The organism is Roseomonas sp. KE0001, from assembly GCF_016107285.1.
Lineage (GTDB): Bacteria > Pseudomonadota > Alphaproteobacteria > Acetobacterales > Acetobacteraceae > Pseudoroseomonas.
Window position 1 is genome coordinate 348,261 of record NZ_RCVQ01000004.1, and the last position, 14,757, is coordinate 363,017.

The window sequence follows — 14,757 nt, forward strand, 5'->3', positions numbered from 1 at the left end:
CTGCGCGCCAGATTGGCAGAAGCCTTGCCCGCGCCGCAACAGGAGGAGTCGCGCCTTCACCGGCACCTGCGAATGGCGGCGCGTCGCCGCCACCCCCTTGCCGCGCGGGCGCTGGCGGGCCAGTTTGCCGGCCAGTTCTGCTTCGTCTCATCCTCCTGTCAGCTAAGGGTGCTTGCCCATGTCCGAGAGCTTCGACGTCATTGTCATCGGTGCCGGCCCCGGCGGCTATGTCTGCGCCATCCGGGCCGCGCAGCTCGGGCTGAAGGTGGCCTGCGTCGAGCAGCGCGAGACGCTCGGCGGCACCTGCCTCAACGTCGGCTGCATCCCCTCCAAGGCACTGCTGCAATCCTCGGAAAGCTTCGACGAGACGAAGCACAAGTTCGCCGAGCACGGCATCCTGGTCGATGGCGTGAAGCTCGACCTCGCCCGCATGCAGGCGCGCAAGGGCGAGGTCGTGACGGCCAACACCAAGGGCGTTGAGTTCCTGTTCAAGAAGAACAAGATCACCTGGCTGAAAGGCAAGGGGAAGATCCTCGCCGCCGGCAAGGTGGAGGTCGCCGGCCAGACCTACGAGACGAAGAACATCGTCATCGCCACCGGCTCCGACAGCGCGCCGCTGAAGGGCGTCGAAGTGGACGAGAAGCAGATCGTCACCTCGACCGGCGCGCTGGAGCTGGAGAAGGTGCCGGGCCATTTCGTGGTCATCGGCGGCGGCGTGATCGGGCTGGAGCTGGGCAGCGTCTGGCGCCGCCTGGGCGCGGAGGTCACGGTGATCGAATATCTCGACCGCCTGGTGCCCGGCATGGACGCCGAGACCGCCAAGCAGTTCGAGCGGATCCTGACCAAGCAGGGCATCAAGTTCCGGCTGAAGTCCAAGGTGACCGGCGCGGCGAAGTCGGCCGATGGCGTGACGCTGACCGTCGAGCCCGCCGCCGGCGGCGGGGCCGAGGAGGTCAAGGCCGATGTGGTGCTGCTGGCCATCGGCCGCCGCGCCTATACCGAGGGTCTGGGCCTGGCCGAGGCCGGCGTCGAGCTGGACGAGCGCGGCCGGGTGAAGACCGACAGGCATTTCGCCACCAACGTTCCGGGCGTCTACGCCATCGGTGATGTCATCGCCGGGCCGATGCTGGCGCACAAGGCCGAGGATGAGGGCGTCGCCCTGGCCGAGCGGCTGGTCGGGCAGGCCGGGCACGTGAACTACGGCGTGATTCCCGCCATCGTCTACACTTGGCCCGAGATCGCCAGCGTGGGCGAGACCGAGGAGGAGCTGAAGGCGCGCGGACAGGCCTACAAGGTCGGCAAGTTCCCCTTCATGGCCAATGGCCGCGCCCGCGCCATGGGCGACACGGACGGCTTCGTGAAGATCCTGGCCGACAAGGAGACGGACAGGGTGCTCGGCTGCCACATCCTGGGCCCGGATGCCGGCACGCTGATCGCCGAGGTCGCCATCGCCATGGAATTCGGCGCCAGCGCCGAGGATGTGGCGCGCACCTGCCATGCCCACCCGACGCTGTCGGAAGCGGTGAAGGAGGCGGCGCTCGCCGTGGACGGCCGGCCTCTGCACATCTGAGGCGGGACATCCGAGACGGGGCAGGGGAGGGATCTCCCCCGCGCCCGGGAGGCGATGCGGCATGTCCAGGGTGACCCGGGCCACCCAGGCCCTCGACAGGGCGGGGATCGCCTTCGCCCTCCGTGAATATGCCTATGATCCGGAGGCCGCAAGCATCGGCCTCCACGCCGCCGCCGCCATCGGCGAGCCGCCGGCGCGGGTACTCAAGACGTTGATGGCGGCGGTGGACGGCCGGCCGGTCTGCGTCGTCATCCCTTCGGACCGCGAGGCCAGCATGAAGCGGCTGGCCGCGGCCTTTGGCGGCCGCCAGGCGCGGATGCTCAGCCCGGCCGAGGCGGAGCGGATCACCGGCTATCACGTCGGCGGCATCAGCCCCTTCGGCCAGCGGCGCGCCGTGCCGGTGGCCATCGAGGCCTCCGCGCTCTCCGAGCCCTACATCTTCGTCAATGGCGGGCAGCGCGGCCTGCAGCTCCGGCTCGATCCCGCCGCGGCCCTGGCGGCGCTGGGCGGTCGAGCGGCCCCGCTGATCGCATGACCTCCGGCTTGAGATGGCGGGCCGGACGGGCCATCTGCGGAGCATGGTCGCTCTCCGCCCGTCCTGGAAACGCCGGCTTGCCGGGTGGAGCCTCCTTCTCCTGGGCGTGATCGGCCTGATCCTGCCTCTGCTGAACGGGACGATCTTCCTGCTGCTGGGCCTTTTCGTGCTGCGGGAGCAGTATGTCTGGTCGCAGCGCTGCCTCGCCTGGTGCGATCGCCGCTGGCCGGGACGCCTGGACTCCCTGGCCGCGGTGGAGGCGAAGATGCTGCGGTGGTGTCGCGAGACCGGGGGCCGGCTGCGCCGCCGCCTGGGGCTGGGTTGAGGCCGGGCCGCCTCGGGGAGTTGTCGCCACCCGCCATTGACTTGGCGCGATCTCCCCCTCGAAACTGCGCCAACTATCCATATGGGGACCTCGGATGAGCTGCCGCGATCATGTTCTGGCGGGTTTGGACCTGAGGAATTCCCTGGGCATCGAGGTCGGCCCCCTGGCCTCGCCGCTGGTGACGCGCGCCGAGGGGCGGATCATCTACGTCGATCACATCGACACGGCGGGCCTGCGCGCGAAGTACGCCGGGCGCCCCGGCATCGATGTCGAGAACATCGTCGAGGTTGACGCGGTCTGGGGCGACAAGACGCTGCGCGAGGCCGTCGGGGAGGGCGTGACGGCCGACTACCTGTTGGCCTCCCACCTCATCGAGCATGTGCCGGACCTGCTGGGCTGGCTCGAGGAGGCGCGCTCGGTGCTCCGTCCCGGCGGCAAGCTGCGGCTGGTGGTGCCGGACCGGCGCTTCACCTTCGACTATCTCCGGCGCGAGAGCCGCCTGTCGGACGCCCTCCACGCCAGCCTCGTGAAGGCGCGGGTGCCGCAGCTGCCGGCGCTGCTGGATCACATCCTGGAAGCCGTCACCCTCGATGCGCGGCAGGCCTGGCAGGCGTCGCCGGACCCGGAAAGCCTGCCGCGCATCCATGATCTCGGCCTGGCCCAGCGCATCGGGCGGGATGTGCTGGAGAACGGCACCTATCACGACGTGCATTGCTGGGTCTTCACCCCCGCCTCCTTCGCCGGGCTGATGGAGCGCGCCTCCGGGCTCGGCCTGGTGCGGTTCAGCTGCGAGCGGTTCTTCGACACCGCGCCCGACGAGGTGGACTTCACCGTGGCCATGGAGGTCAGCGATGACCCCGCCGCCGCCGCCGCGAGCTGGCGCCGCATGCGGGAGGCCTGCGCCGACCTGCCACCACGTGCGGCGGCGACCGTCGCGGCTCCCACGCCGGCGGAGCGGGAGGCGGAGCATGAAGCCCTGGCGCGGGCACGCGAGGAACGGGCCGAGCAGCGGGTGCGCGCCGAGCTGGCCCCTCAGCTCGCCGCGCTGCAGCAGGAGAAGGCGGCCGTGCTGGCGGAACTCGCGGCGATGCGGGCCTCGCGCCTCTGGCGCCTCCTCTCCCCCTGGCGCCGGCTGCGGGGGCAGCACCACGATACCATCCCGGCGGCCGCGTCGGCGCAGCCCGGCGCCCTGGCGAAGGGCGAGCGCCTCGGCTCCTCCACCGCGCCCCAGGCGCATGGCGGATGAGCTAGAGCATTTGTTCTTGCGAGCATCCTCACCCGATCAGGTCCTTCGACCTGATCGGGATCTGCTCTAGTCGGCCCGCGGATGTGCCTTCCGCCAGCTGTCCAGCAGCCGGGCGGCATCCACGCCGGTATAGCGCTGGGTGGTGGAAAGGCTGGCATGGCCCAGCAGTTCCTGGATGGCGCGGAGATCCGCGCCGGCGCCCAGCAGATGGGTGGCGAAGGAATGGCGCAGCGCATGCGGCGTGGCGCTCTCCGGCAGGCCGGCCAGCCGCCGGTAGTGGCGCAGCGCCCGTTGCGCCACCGCCGCATCCAGCCTGCCGCCCCGCGCGCCGAGGAACAGGGGCTGATCGGCTGAGGGATGGCCGCGCAGGCGCAGATAGGCCGCCACGGCCTCCGCCACGGCCGGCAGGACCGGGACGACGCGCTCCTTCTGCCCCTTTCCGCGGATCCGCAGGCCGATGCCGGCCCGTGGCGCGTCCCGCACATCCAGCCCCAGCGCCTCGGAGATCCGCAGGCCGCAGCCGTAGAGCAGGGTGAAGAGGGCCTGGTCCCGCGCCGCCAGCAGGGGGTCGGCCTCCACGCTGCCGGCGTCGCGCGCCACCTCCCGCGCCTGCTCGGCGGTCAAGGGCCTGGGCGCGGGGGGGACCACCCGGGGGCCGCGCAGCGCCGCCAGCGCCACGGGCGTCATTCCATGGCGCCGGGCCAGGAAGCGCAGGAAGCCCCGGATCGCCGCCAGTTGCCGCGCCCGGGTGGCATTGCCGACACCGTCGCGCATCGCCCGCTCGGCCAGGAAGGCGCGCAGATCGGCGGGGCGGAGCGCTGCCAGCGCGGCAAGGTCCGGCTCGCCGCCGAGATGCCGGCTGAGGAAGCCCAGGAAGTCCGCCAGATCGGCGCCATAGGCGGCCAGGGTGTGCGGGCTGGCGCGCCGCTCGCGCGCCAGCCAGTCCAGCCATTGCTCGCGCGCCGCCAGCCCGGTCGCGGGTTCCGTCATCGCAAAAGCGCCGTGGCCAGGGCGCGGGCGAGGAAGAGCAGCTGCGCCGCGCTGCCCCGCGCCGGCAGGTCCGCCACGCCGCGCGCGCCCAGCACCAGCAGGGCGGGAGGGCCAGGCAGCGGAACGCGGACCAGCGCGTCGGAGGTGATCAGCCCGGCGGCCTCGGCATGCAGCAGGGAAAGGTCGGTCGGCGTGGTTCGCAACAGCGCGTCGCGGCCGGCCGGCATCAGCCGGGCGACGCTGCCCGCCGGCAGGAAAAGCCGGTGCGCCGAGGGCAAGTCCTCCGTGGCCAGGGCGCAATGCGCCAGGCCGAGCAGGGCGGGCCATTCCTGGTGCACCGTCTCGGCCGGCTCATGGCTGGCGATCAGGGCCAGGATGGCGGCGCGGATGCGGGCGGCGAAGCCGTCGCCCTCGCGCAGGGCATCGGCCATGTCGCGCGTCGCGGCGCGCTCGGCGGCCAGCATCGCCGCCATGTGGTCAGTCAGCGTCTCGCCATGGACGCGGCGCGGCGGCGCCAGCATCCGGTAGAGATCCGGCCGTTCCGCCAGGAAGCCGGGATGGTCGCGCAGCCAGGCGGCGACGGCATCCGGGTTCACGGCGGCAGGGCCGGGCCGGGTCAGGCGCCCCGCCTCACAGGATGCTCTGCCCGGTTTTCTTCCAGTCGGCCAGGAAGGCCTCCAGGCCGCGATCGGTCAGCGGGTGGCGGATGAGCTGGCGGATCACGGCGGGGGGCAGCGTCGCCACCTCGGCGCCCAGCTTGGCCGCCTGCACCAGATGGACCGGATGCCGCACCGAGGCGACCAGCACCTCGGTCCGCAGCGCCGGATAGGCGCGGTAGATCTGCACGATGTCGGCGATCAGCTGCATGCCGTCCTGGGCGATGTCGTCCAGCCGGCCGACGAAGGGCGAGATGTAGGCAGCCCCCGCCTTCGCCGCGAGCAGCGCCTGGGCGGCCGAGAAGCAGAGGGTGACGTTGACCGGCGTGCCCTCGTTGGACAGGGCGCGGCAGGTGCGCAGCCCGGCCTCGGTCAGCGGCACCTTGACCGCGACGTTGCGGGCGATGTCGCGCAGGTAGCGGCCCTCGGCCAGCATGCCCTCGTAATCCGTCGCGGTCACCTCGGCCGAGACCGGGCCGGGGGTGATCTCGCAGATCTCGGCGATCACCTCCGCCATCCGCCGCCCCGACTTGGCGATCAGCGAGGGGTTGGTGGTGACGCCGTCGACCATGCCGAGCTCGGCGAGGGCGCGGATCTCGGAGACCTCGGCGGTGTCGACGAAGAACTTCATGCTGGGAATCCCGTGGGGGCCGCGGGTGTCCCGCCGCCGTTGCGTTTTCGTTCCTGCGGGGCAGCATAGCGGATGCCGGGTGTTGAACGAAAGTCCGGCGCGGCGGAGAAGGGAGCGATGGCCCGTCTGCCCGTGCTGCTGCCCCTGCCGCTCGCCGGCGCCTACGACTACCGCGTGCCGGCCGGCATGGTGCCGCCGGAACGGGGCAGCTTCGTCGTCGTGCCGCTGTCCGGGCGGCTGATGATCGGCGTGGTCTGGGATGGCGAGGCCGATCCCGACCTGTCCGAGAAGCGGCTGCGCGACATCCAGTCGGTGCTCGATGTGCCGCCGATGACAGAGAGCCTGCGCCGCTTCGTCGACTGGGTGGCGGCCTATACGCTGAGCCCGCCCGGCGCGGTGCTCCGCATGGCGATGAGCGCGCCCTCGGCGCTGGAGCCGCCGGCGGCGAAGGCGGGCTGGCGCCTCTCGCCGCTGGGCGCGCGGGCCAAGCGCGGGGAGGCGGCGGCGCGGCTGACCGAGGGCCGCCGCCGCGTGCTGGACGTGATGGAGCCCGGCGAGGTCTATCCACCGGGGGAGGTCGCCACCGAGGCCGGCGTCTCTCCCGGCGTGGTGCGCGGCATGGCCGATGCGGGGCTGCTGGAGAGCGCCCTGCTGCCGCCGGGCCAGGCCTTCCCGGCGCCGGATCCGCGGCGCCCCGGCCCGGCGCTGGGGGAGGCCCAGGCGGAGGCCGCCACGGCGCTGCGCGCCGCCGTCGCGGCGCGAGGCTTCGGCGTGACCCTGCTGACCGGCGTCACCGGCTCGGGCAAGACCGAGGTCTATCTGGAGGCGGTGGCCGAATGCGTGGCGCAGGGCCGCCAGGCGCTGGTGCTTCTGCCGGAGATCGCCCTCTCGACCCAGTGGCTGGAGCGGTTCGAGGCCCGCTTCGGGGTGCCGCCGGCGCTCTGGCACTCGGAGCTCGGCAGCCGGCGGCGGCGCGACACCTGGCGGGCGGTGGCGGAAGGGAAGGTCGCGGTCCTGGTCGGCGCCCGCTCGGCGCTCTTCCTGCCCTATCCCCAGCTCGGCCTGATCGTCGTGGACGAGGAGCACGAGACCGCCTTCAAGCAGGAGGACGGCGTCGTCTACTCGGCGCGCGACATGGCGGTGGTGCGTGCCCGGCTGGCCGGGGCCGCCTGCGCCCTGGTCTCCGCGACACCCAGCCTCGAGACGCTGGTGAACGCCGAGAGCGGCCGCTACGCCGCCCTTCACCTGCCGACGCGGCATGGCGGCGCGGCGCTGCCCGAGGTCGTGGTCATCGACCAGCGCGTGGCGCCGCCGGAGCGGGGGCGCTTCCTGAGCCCGGCCCTGGTCGCCGCGGTGCGCGAGACGCTGGCCGCCGGGCAGCAGGCCATGCTGTTCCTGAACCGCCGCGGCTACGCGCCCCTGACCCTCTGCCGCGCCTGCGGCCACCGCCTGCGCTGCCCCAACTGCACCGCCTGGCTGGTCGAGCACCGGCTGCAGCGCCGGTTGCAATGCCACCATTGCGGCCATGCCGAGCCGATCCCGCCCGCCTGCCCGGAATGCGGCGCCGAGGGCAGCCTGACCCCGCTCGGCCCCGGCGTGGAGCGGGTGCAGGAGGAGGCGGCCGAGCTGTTCCCCGAGGCGCGGCGGCTGGTCATGGCCTCGGACACCATCCCCGGCCCGCTGGCGGCGGCCGAGGCCGCGCGATCCATCGCCGCGCGCGAGGTGGACCTGATCATCGGCACGCAGATCGTCGCCAAGGGCTGGCATTTCCCGCATCTGACGCTCGTCGGCGTGGTCGATGCCGATCTCGGCCTGGCCGGGGGCGACCTGCGCGCCGCCGAGCGGACGGTGCAGCTGCTGCACCAGGTGGCGGGCCGCGCCGGGCGCGCCGAGGCGCCGGGGCGGGTGCTGCTGCAGAGCTGGAACCCGGACCACCCGGTGCTGCAGGCCCTCGTCGCCAACGACCTCGACGCCTTCATGGCCACCGAGGCGGAGCAGCGCCGGCCCGGGCACTGGCCGCCCTTCGGCCGGCTGGCGGCGCTGATCATAAGCGCCGAGGACGAGCGGGAGGCCGACCGGGCGGCACGCGACCTCGGGCTTGCCGCGCCACGCGCCGAGGGGGTGGAGGTGCTGGGCCCGGCCCCCGCGCCGCTCGCCCTGCTGCGCGGGCGGCACCGGCGGCGGCTGCTGCTGAAGGCCCGGCGCGAGGTGATGGTGCAGCCGCTGCTGCGGGCCTGGCTGGCCCGGGTGCCACTCCCCGCCTCGGTCCGCGTGCAGGTGGATGTCGATCCCGTAAGCTTCCTGTGACGGTTGCTCTCCGCCACAGTCTTGCGCGCCCTGCGATACGGAGGGGCGGAAACAGGTGCGCACGGTGAACGTGCGGTAACGAATCCGTCCTACCCCCCGTTGCCGCCCTGCGACAAGCCGTGTTAATGCCGGCGCGCCGCGACGGGCCTGCCCGACGCGTCGATTTCATGTCCAATCGCCGTCAGGGGATGCCCGCAGGGGCCGCTCGGATGCGCGGGGGGACGCCGGGAAAGCAAGAGAACGGGATTCTCCGTGGCCTCCGAAGCGACCAACGTCTCGCCGAACGCGACGCATCATCCCTCCGGCCTGTCCCAGCGCTACGCGCTGGCGCTGCTGGAACTTGCCAAGGACAGGAAGTCGGTGGACGCGGTCGCCGCCGATCTGGAGCGCCTCCAGGAGCTCTGGCAGAACGACGCGCCCTTCCGCGCCTTCATCGAGGATCCGCGCCTGGACGCCAGCGCCCAGCGGCGCGGCGCCTTCGCGGTCCTCGACCGGGTCGGCATCGGCGGCGATGTCCGCAACCTGATCGGCGTGCTGATCGCCAACCGGCGCCTGCCCTCCCTGCCGTCGGTCATCGCCGCCTTCGGCGCGCTCCTCGCCGAGCAGCGCGGGCAGCAGACCGCCGAGGTGGCCACCGCCCATCCGCTGACCGACACCCAGCGCACGCAGCTCGCGGCGCGGCTGACGGAAGCCGGCTATTCCAACGTGAAGCTGGTCGAGCGCGTCGATCCCACCCTGCTGGGTGGCCTGGTCGTTCGCCTCGGCTCCCGCCTCTACGACAGCTCTATCAAGTCCAAGCTGCAACGCCTGCAATATGCCATGAAGGGGGCCGCCTGATGGAAATCCGTCCCGCCGAGATCTCGGAGATCCTGAAGCAGCAGATCGCCGGCTTCGATGCCGATGCGAATGTTGCCGAAGTCGGCACCGTGCTGAGCGTGGGCGACGGCATCGCCCGCGTCTACGGCCTGCAGAATGTCATGGCCGGTGAGCTGGTCGAGTTCCCCGGAGCCGGCCTGAAGGGCATGGCGCTGAACCTCGAGACCGACAATGTCGGCGTCGTGATCTTCGGCGACGACCGCCAGGTCCGCGAGGGCGACACCGTCTCCCGCACCGGCGACATCGTCTCCGTGCCGGTGGGCAAGGGCCTGCTCGGCCGCGTGGTCGACGGCCTGGGCAATCCCATCGACGGCAAGGGCCCGCTGACGGACGTCAAGCAGGCGCTGGTCGAGGTGAAGGCGCCGGGCATCATCCCGCGCAAGTCCGTGCACGAGCCGATGCAGACCGGCATCAAGGCGATCGACGCGCTGATCCCGATCGGCCGCGGCCAGCGCGAGCTGATCATCGGCGACCGCCAGACCGGCAAGACGGCCGTCATCATCGACACCATCATCAACCAGAAGCCGATCAACGCTTCGGGCGATGAGGCCAAGAAGCTCTACACGATCTACGTCGCCGTCGGCCAGAAGCGCTCCACCGTCGCGCAGCTCGTGCGCACGCTGGAGGAGAACGGCGCCCTCGAATACTCGATCATCGTCGCCGCCACCGCCTCCGACCCGGCGCCGATGCAGTTCCTGGCGCCCTATACCGGCTGCGCCATGGGCGAGTTCTTCCGCGACAACGGCATGCATGCGGTCATCTTCTACGATGACCTGTCGAAGCAGGCCGTGGCCTACCGCCAGATGTCGCTGCTGCTGCGCCGCCCGCCGGGCCGCGAGGCCTATCCGGGCGACGTCTTCTACCTGCACTCGCGCCTGCTCGAGCGCGCGGCGAAGATGAACGACGATTTCGGCGCCGGCTCGCTGACCGCCCTGCCGGTGATCGAGACCCAGGCCGGCGACGTCTCCGCCTATATCCCGACCAACGTGATCTCGATCACGGACGGGCAGATCTTCCTGGAGACCGAGCTGTTCTTCAAGGGCATCCGCCCGGCCGTGAACGTCGGCCTCTCGGTCAGCCGCGTCGGCTCCGCCGCCCAGATCAAGGCGATGAAGCAGGTGGCCGGCAAGATCAAGCTGGAGCTGGCGCAGTACCGCGAGATGGCGGCCTTCGCCCAGTTCGCCTCCGACCTCGACGCTTCCACCCAGGCCCTGCTGGCCCGTGGCGCGCGCCTGACCGAGCTGCTGAAGCAGCCGCAGTACAGGCCGGTCCCGGTCGAGGAGCAGGTGCTGTCCCTCTTCGCGGGTGTGCGCGGCTACCTCGACCGGATCGAGGTCTCCAAGGTCGGCGCCTTCGAGTCCCAGCTGCTGTCCTCGGTCAAGGCGAACGCGCCGGAGATCCTGGAGAGCATCCGCGACAAGAAGGAGATCACCAAGGAGAACGAGGCGAAGCTGGTGTCCTTCATGGACGACTTCGCCAAGTCCTTCTCGGCCTGAAGGCGGGTCCAGGGAGCGATCCATGGCCAACCTCAAGGAATTGCGGGGACGCATCAACAGCGTCAAGTCGACCCGCAAGATCACCCAGGCGATGAAGATGGTCGCGGCGGCGAAGCTCCGCCGCGCCCAGCAGCAGGCCGAGGCGGCGCGGCCCTATGCCGAGCGGATGGCGCGCATGCTCGCCTCGCTCGGCCAAGCCGTGGCCGGCAATCCGGACGCGCCGAAGCTCCTGGTCGGCAGCGGCGGCGACAGGACGCACCTGCTGATCGTGGTGTCCGGCGAGCGTGGCCTGGCTGGCGCCTTCAACACCAATGTCGGCCGCTTCGCGCGCAACCGCATCCGCGAGCTCGAGGCCCAGGGCAAGACCGTCAAGGTGCTGGCGGTCGGCCGCAAGGGCGCCGCCTACCTGAAGCGGGAATTCGCCTCCCGCATCGTCGGCGAGGTGTCCTTCCAGGGCAAGAAGCGCGTCGGCTTCGAGGAGGCGCAGGAGATCGCGACCCGCGTCACCGCCATGCTCGAGGCGGGCGAGTTCGATGTCTGCACGCTGGTCTTCAACCACTTCCGCAACGTCATCAGCCAGGTGCCGACGGCGCAGCAGCTGATCCCGGCCGAGCTGCCGGCGGCGAAGGAGGCGGCGGAGGCCCCGGGCGAGGTGGGCGCGTGGTACGAGTATGAGCCGGACGAGGCCACCATCCTGGCGCAGATCCTGCCCAAGAACCTGGCCATCCAGATCTACCGTGCCATCCTGGACAGCACCGCCGGCTTCTACGGCAGCCAGATGAACGCGATGGACAACGCCACGCGCAACGCGGGCGAGATGATCAACAAGCTGACCCTGACCTACAACCGTACCCGCCAGGCCAATATCACCAGCGAGCTGATCGAGATCATCTCCGGGGCCGAGGCACTCTGAGGGGAATGAGCACTGCCATGAAGAACAACGTTGGCAAGGTCACCCAGGTCCTGGGCGCCGTGGTGGACGTGCAGTTCCCCTCCGAACTGCCCTTCATCATGAACGCGCTGACCACCAAGATCGGCGACCGCACCCTGGTGCTGGAAGTGGCGCAGGAGCTCGGCGAGCGCACCGTGCGCTGCATCGCCATGGACACGACCGACGGCCTGGTCCGCGGGACCGAGGTGGTCGACACCGGCAAGGGCATCGCCGTGCCGGTGGGCGAGGGCACGCTGGGCCGCATCCTGAACGTCATCGGCGAGCCGATCGACGAGCGCGGCCCGGTCCCGCACGACAAGGTCTACACCATCCACCGCGAGGCGCCGGCCTTCGACGAGCAGGCGACGGCGGCCGAGATCCTGGTGACGGGCATCAAGGTCATCGACCTCCTGGCCCCCTACCTGAAGGGCGGCAAGATCGGCCTCTTCGGCGGCGCCGGCGTCGGCAAGACCGTGACCATCCAGGAGCTGATCAACAACATCGCCAAGGGCCATGGCGGCGTGTCGGTCTTCGCCGGCGTGGGCGAGCGCACCCGTGAGGGCAACGACCTCTACCACGAGATGATCGACGCCGGCGTCATCAAGCTGGGCGAGAACACCACCGAGGGTTCCAAGGTGGCGCTGGTCTATGGCCAGATGAACGAGCCGCCGGGCGCCCGCGCGCGCGTGGCGCTGTCGGGCCTGTCGATGGCGGAGTACTTCCGTGACGAGCAGGGCCAGGACGTCCTGTTCTTCATCGACAACATCTTCCGCTTCACCCAGGCGGGCGCCGAGGTCTCGGCGCTGCTGGGCCGCATCCCCTCCGCGGTGGGCTACCAGCCGACGCTGGCCACCGACATGGGCGCGCTGCAGGAGCGGATCACCTCGACCAAGAAGGGCTCGATCACCTCGGTGCAGGCCATCTACGTGCCCGCCGACGACCTGACCGACCCGGCGCCCGCCACCTCCTTCGCCCACCTGGACGCGACCACGGTTCTGTCGCGTTCCATCGCGGAGCAGGCGATCTTCCCGGCCGTGGACCCGCTGGACTCCACCAGCCGCGCCCTCGACCCGCGCATCATCGGCGACGAGCACTACAACACCGCCCGCGAGGTGCAGAGGATCCTGCAGACCTACAAGTCGCTGCAGGACATCATCGCCATCCTGGGCATGGACGAGCTGTCCGAGGACGACAAGCTGATCGTGGCGCGCGCGCGCAAGATCCAGCGCTTCCTGTCGCAGCCCTTCCATGTGGCCGAGGTCTTCACCGGCACGCCGGGCGTGTTTGTGAAGATCGAGGACACGGTCCGCTCCTTCGCCGCCATCTGCAAGGGCGAGTACGACCACCTCCCCGAGGCCGCCTTCTACATGGTCGGCACCATCGAGGACGCGGTGAAGAAGGGCGAGAGCCTCAAGGCCGCGGCCTGAGCATCCGAGGGGGAACCGACCCATGGCGACCTTCAACCTGGAACTGGTCAGCCCGGAGAAGCTCCTCCTCTCCCGCCCCGTCGAGATGGTCATCATCCCGGCGGCGGAGGGCGAGATGGGGGTGCTGCCCGGCATGGCACCGATGATCGTGGCCCTTCGGGGCGGCGTCATCCAGGTGCAGGAGAACGGCCAGATCACCGAGAAGCTGTTCGTCATGGGCGGCTTCGTGGAGATCACGCCGGCCCGCGTGACGGTACTGGCCGACGAGGCCACGCCGGTCGCCCAGCTCTCCCGCGCCGAGGCCTCGGCCCGCGTGCGGGAGGCCGAGGCGGCCTACAACCAGGCGGCGTCCGGCGAGGCGCCGGAAGTGCGCGAGGCGGCGATGGATCGCCTCCTCGCCGCGCGCGAGATGGAGACGGCCGCCGAGGCCGCCTGAGCCCGCGCCCCTCTTTCCGGTCCGGCAGCGCCGTCCGCCACCAGCGGGCGGCGTTTTCATGTCCGCGGGGCAGGGAGAGGATCACAACCCAAGGTCGTGGAATCTCCTCGCGCTCCCCTGGCATGATGCTAGGGTGGACGGCATGACGATCGAGACAGCCAGCGAGACAGGGAGCCGGCTTTGCCTGCCCCCGTGACCCGCCGCGGCCTGGGCCTTCTCGGCCTGTCCGCGGCCGCTCCGGCCCTGGCGGCGCCCGCCGCCGGGGGGCTGGCCGCCATCGCCCGCGCCCGCGGCATCACCTTCGGCGCCGCCGCCCAGCACAGCCTGCTGACCGGGGATGCCGCCTATGCCGCCTATGCCGCGGCCTTCGCCGCCGAAGCCGGCCTGCTCGTTCCGGAATGGGAGGCCAAGTGGGCCGATCTGCAGCCGGAGGAAGGCCGATTCGACACCGCGCCGCTGGATGGCCTGCTGTCCTGGGCCCAGGAGCGGGCGATGCCCGTCCGGGGTCATGCGCTGGTCTGGCACAACGCCATGCCCGATTGGCTCGGCCGGGCGCTGGCCGAGGGGCGCGAGCGCGCGCTGTCGGTGATGGCGGCGCATTTCGACAAGGTCCTAGGGCACACGCGGCTGCGGATCCGCGACTGGGATGTGGTCAACGAACCCGTCGCCAATCCTCCCGGCAGCGACGTACCGCAGGCAGGCGAGGGCACGCTGCGGGACACGCCCTGGCTGCGCGCCCTGGGGCCCGCCTATATCGACACCGCCCTGCGCATGGCGCGGGAGCGCGATGCGACCCTGCGCCTCACCCTCAACGAGTATGGCATCGAGGAGGACACGCCCGACGCCGCCGAGAAGCGCCGGCGGCTGCTCGACCTTCTGCGCGGCCTGCTGGAGCGCGGCGCGCCGCTCGACGCGGTGGGCATCCAGGCCCATCTGCAACTGCGGCGCCCCTTCAGCCCGGCCCCCTTCGCCGCCTTCCTGGCCGAGCTGCGGCGCATGGGCCTGGCCGTCCTGATCACCGAGATGGACATCCGCGAGGCGCCGGACGCGCCGGCCTCCCTCCCGGCGCGCGACGCGCTGGTGGCCGAGCGGGCCTATGCCTTCGTCTCCACGGCGTTGGAGGGTGGCGCGCGCAGCGTGCTGACCTGGGGCCTGTCCGATCGGTATTCCTGGCTGCGGCAGGAGCCGGCGGTGGCGCTGGGGCCGGATCGCAGCCATCGCGGCCTGCCGCTGGACGAGGAATGGCGGCGCAAGCCCATGTGGCAGGCCCTGGCGCGGGCCTTTCAGGGGGGGTGAGGGCGGAAAGCGGGCCGCGGGGGGCAGACAAGGCG

The 14,757-nt window shown here is 71.5% G+C and carries 14 protein-coding genes; 11 read left to right on the forward strand and 3 right to left on the reverse strand.

What is annotated here, in order from left to right:
* Positions 1-178: 178 nt before the first annotated feature.
* The 4 genes from lpdA (at position 179) to D9598_RS10920 (ending at position 3,676) form a co-directional block, all read left to right on the forward strand.
* On the forward strand, positions 179-1,570 hold the full coding sequence (gene lpdA, locus D9598_RS10905) for a dihydrolipoyl dehydrogenase (protein WP_198366516.1): 1,392 nt from the start codon (positions 179-181) through the stop codon (positions 1,568-1,570).
* A gap of 61 nt (positions 1,571-1,631) precedes the next feature.
* Positions 1,632-2,105 (forward strand): Cys-tRNA(Pro) deacylase, encoded by a 474-nt coding sequence (ybaK, locus tag D9598_RS10910; protein ID WP_198366517.1) that lies wholly within the window; start codon positions 1,632-1,634, stop codon positions 2,103-2,105.
* 13 nt (positions 2,106-2,118) lie between these two features.
* Positions 2,119-2,430, forward strand: coding sequence for a PGPGW domain-containing protein (locus D9598_RS10915; RefSeq protein ID WP_198366518.1), 312 nt, complete (start codon positions 2,119-2,121; stop codon positions 2,428-2,430).
* 94 nt (positions 2,431-2,524) lie between these two features.
* Positions 2,525-3,676, forward strand: coding sequence for a methyltransferase domain-containing protein (locus D9598_RS10920; protein WP_198366519.1), 1,152 nt, complete (start codon positions 2,525-2,527; stop codon positions 3,674-3,676).
* Positions 3,677-3,742: 66 nt separating this feature from the next.
* Here the strand turns inward: D9598_RS10920 and D9598_RS10925 are convergent, their stop codons facing one another.
* The 3 genes from D9598_RS10925 to fsa are packed head-to-tail and all read right to left on the reverse strand — an operon-like array spanning position 3,743 to position 5,953.
* The gene (locus D9598_RS10925; RefSeq protein WP_198366520.1) at positions 3,743-4,666 is read right to left on the reverse strand and encodes a tyrosine recombinase XerC; all 924 of its coding nucleotides are present in this window, start codon (positions 4,664-4,666) and stop codon (positions 3,743-3,745) included.
* Positions 4,663-5,262, reverse strand: a complete 600-nt coding sequence (locus D9598_RS10930) for a hypothetical protein (RefSeq protein WP_198366521.1) — start codon at positions 5,260-5,262, stop codon at positions 4,663-4,665. The genes D9598_RS10925 and D9598_RS10930 overlap by 4 nt, the downstream gene beginning before the upstream one ends.
* Positions 5,263-5,296: 34 nt before the next feature.
* Positions 5,297-5,953 (reverse strand): fructose-6-phosphate aldolase, encoded by a 657-nt coding sequence (gene fsa, locus D9598_RS10935; protein ID WP_198366522.1) that lies wholly within the window; start codon positions 5,951-5,953, stop codon positions 5,297-5,299.
* Positions 5,954-6,070: 117 nt separating this feature from the next.
* On the opposite strand from fsa, the gene D9598_RS10940 reads away from it, so the two are divergent.
* The 7 genes from D9598_RS10940 (at position 6,071) to D9598_RS10970 (ending at position 14,722) form a co-directional block, all read left to right on the forward strand.
* The gene (locus D9598_RS10940) at positions 6,071-8,260 is read left to right on the forward strand and encodes a primosomal protein N' (protein WP_232477105.1); all 2,190 of its coding nucleotides are present in this window, start codon (positions 6,071-6,073) and stop codon (positions 8,258-8,260) included.
* Between the two features lie 252 nt (positions 8,261-8,512).
* Entirely contained in the window at positions 8,513-9,097 is a 585-nt protein-coding gene (locus D9598_RS10945; protein ID WP_198366524.1) for a F0F1 ATP synthase subunit delta, read from the forward strand.
* The gene (gene atpA / locus D9598_RS10950) at positions 9,097-10,632 is read left to right on the forward strand and encodes a F0F1 ATP synthase subunit alpha (protein ID WP_198366525.1); all 1,536 of its coding nucleotides are present in this window, start codon (positions 9,097-9,099) and stop codon (positions 10,630-10,632) included. Before D9598_RS10945 ends, atpA begins: the two co-directional genes overlap by 1 nt.
* Positions 10,633-10,654: 22 nt before the next feature.
* Positions 10,655-11,545, forward strand: a complete 891-nt coding sequence (locus D9598_RS10955; RefSeq protein ID WP_198366526.1) for a F0F1 ATP synthase subunit gamma — start codon at positions 10,655-10,657, stop codon at positions 11,543-11,545.
* A gap of 17 nt (positions 11,546-11,562) precedes the next feature.
* Positions 11,563-12,990 (forward strand): F0F1 ATP synthase subunit beta, encoded by a 1,428-nt coding sequence (gene atpD / locus D9598_RS10960; RefSeq protein ID WP_232477106.1) that lies wholly within the window; start codon positions 11,563-11,565, stop codon positions 12,988-12,990.
* Positions 12,991-13,012: 22 nt separating this feature from the next.
* Positions 13,013-13,426 (forward strand): ATP synthase F1 subunit epsilon, encoded by a 414-nt coding sequence (gene atpC / locus D9598_RS10965; RefSeq protein WP_198366528.1) that lies wholly within the window; start codon positions 13,013-13,015, stop codon positions 13,424-13,426.
* A 180-nt stretch (positions 13,427-13,606) separates the two neighbouring features.
* Positions 13,607-14,722, forward strand: a complete 1,116-nt coding sequence (locus D9598_RS10970) for an endo-1,4-beta-xylanase (protein WP_198366529.1) — start codon at positions 13,607-13,609, stop codon at positions 14,720-14,722.
* Positions 14,723-14,757 lie beyond the last annotated feature (35 nt).

Coding starts and splice junctions, on each gene's coding strand:
- lpdA (WP_198366516.1), top strand. CDS start 179: ATGTCCGAGAGCTTCGACGTCATTGTCATCGGTGCCGGCCCCGGCGGC.
- ybaK (WP_198366517.1), top strand. CDS start 1,632: ATGTCCAGGGTGACCCGGGCCACCCAGGCCCTCGACAGGGCGGGGATC.
- D9598_RS10915 (WP_198366518.1), top strand. CDS start 2,119: ATGGCGGGCCGGACGGGCCATCTGCGGAGCATGGTCGCTCTCCGCCCG.
- D9598_RS10920 (WP_198366519.1), top strand. CDS start 2,525: ATGAGCTGCCGCGATCATGTTCTGGCGGGTTTGGACCTGAGGAATTCC.
- D9598_RS10925 (WP_198366520.1), bottom strand. CDS start 4,666: ATGACGGAACCCGCGACCGGGCTGGCGGCGCGCGAGCAATGGCTGGAC.
- fsa (WP_198366522.1), bottom strand. CDS start 5,953: ATGAAGTTCTTCGTCGACACCGCCGAGGTCTCCGAGATCCGCGCCCTC.
- D9598_RS10940 (WP_232477105.1), top strand. CDS start 6,071: ATGGCCCGTCTGCCCGTGCTGCTGCCCCTGCCGCTCGCCGGCGCCTAC.
- atpA (WP_198366525.1), top strand. CDS start 9,097: ATGGAAATCCGTCCCGCCGAGATCTCGGAGATCCTGAAGCAGCAGATC.
- D9598_RS10955 (WP_198366526.1), top strand. CDS start 10,655: ATGGCCAACCTCAAGGAATTGCGGGGACGCATCAACAGCGTCAAGTCG.
- atpD (WP_232477106.1), top strand. CDS start 11,563: ATGAAGAACAACGTTGGCAAGGTCACCCAGGTCCTGGGCGCCGTGGTG.
- atpC (WP_198366528.1), top strand. CDS start 13,013: ATGGCGACCTTCAACCTGGAACTGGTCAGCCCGGAGAAGCTCCTCCTC.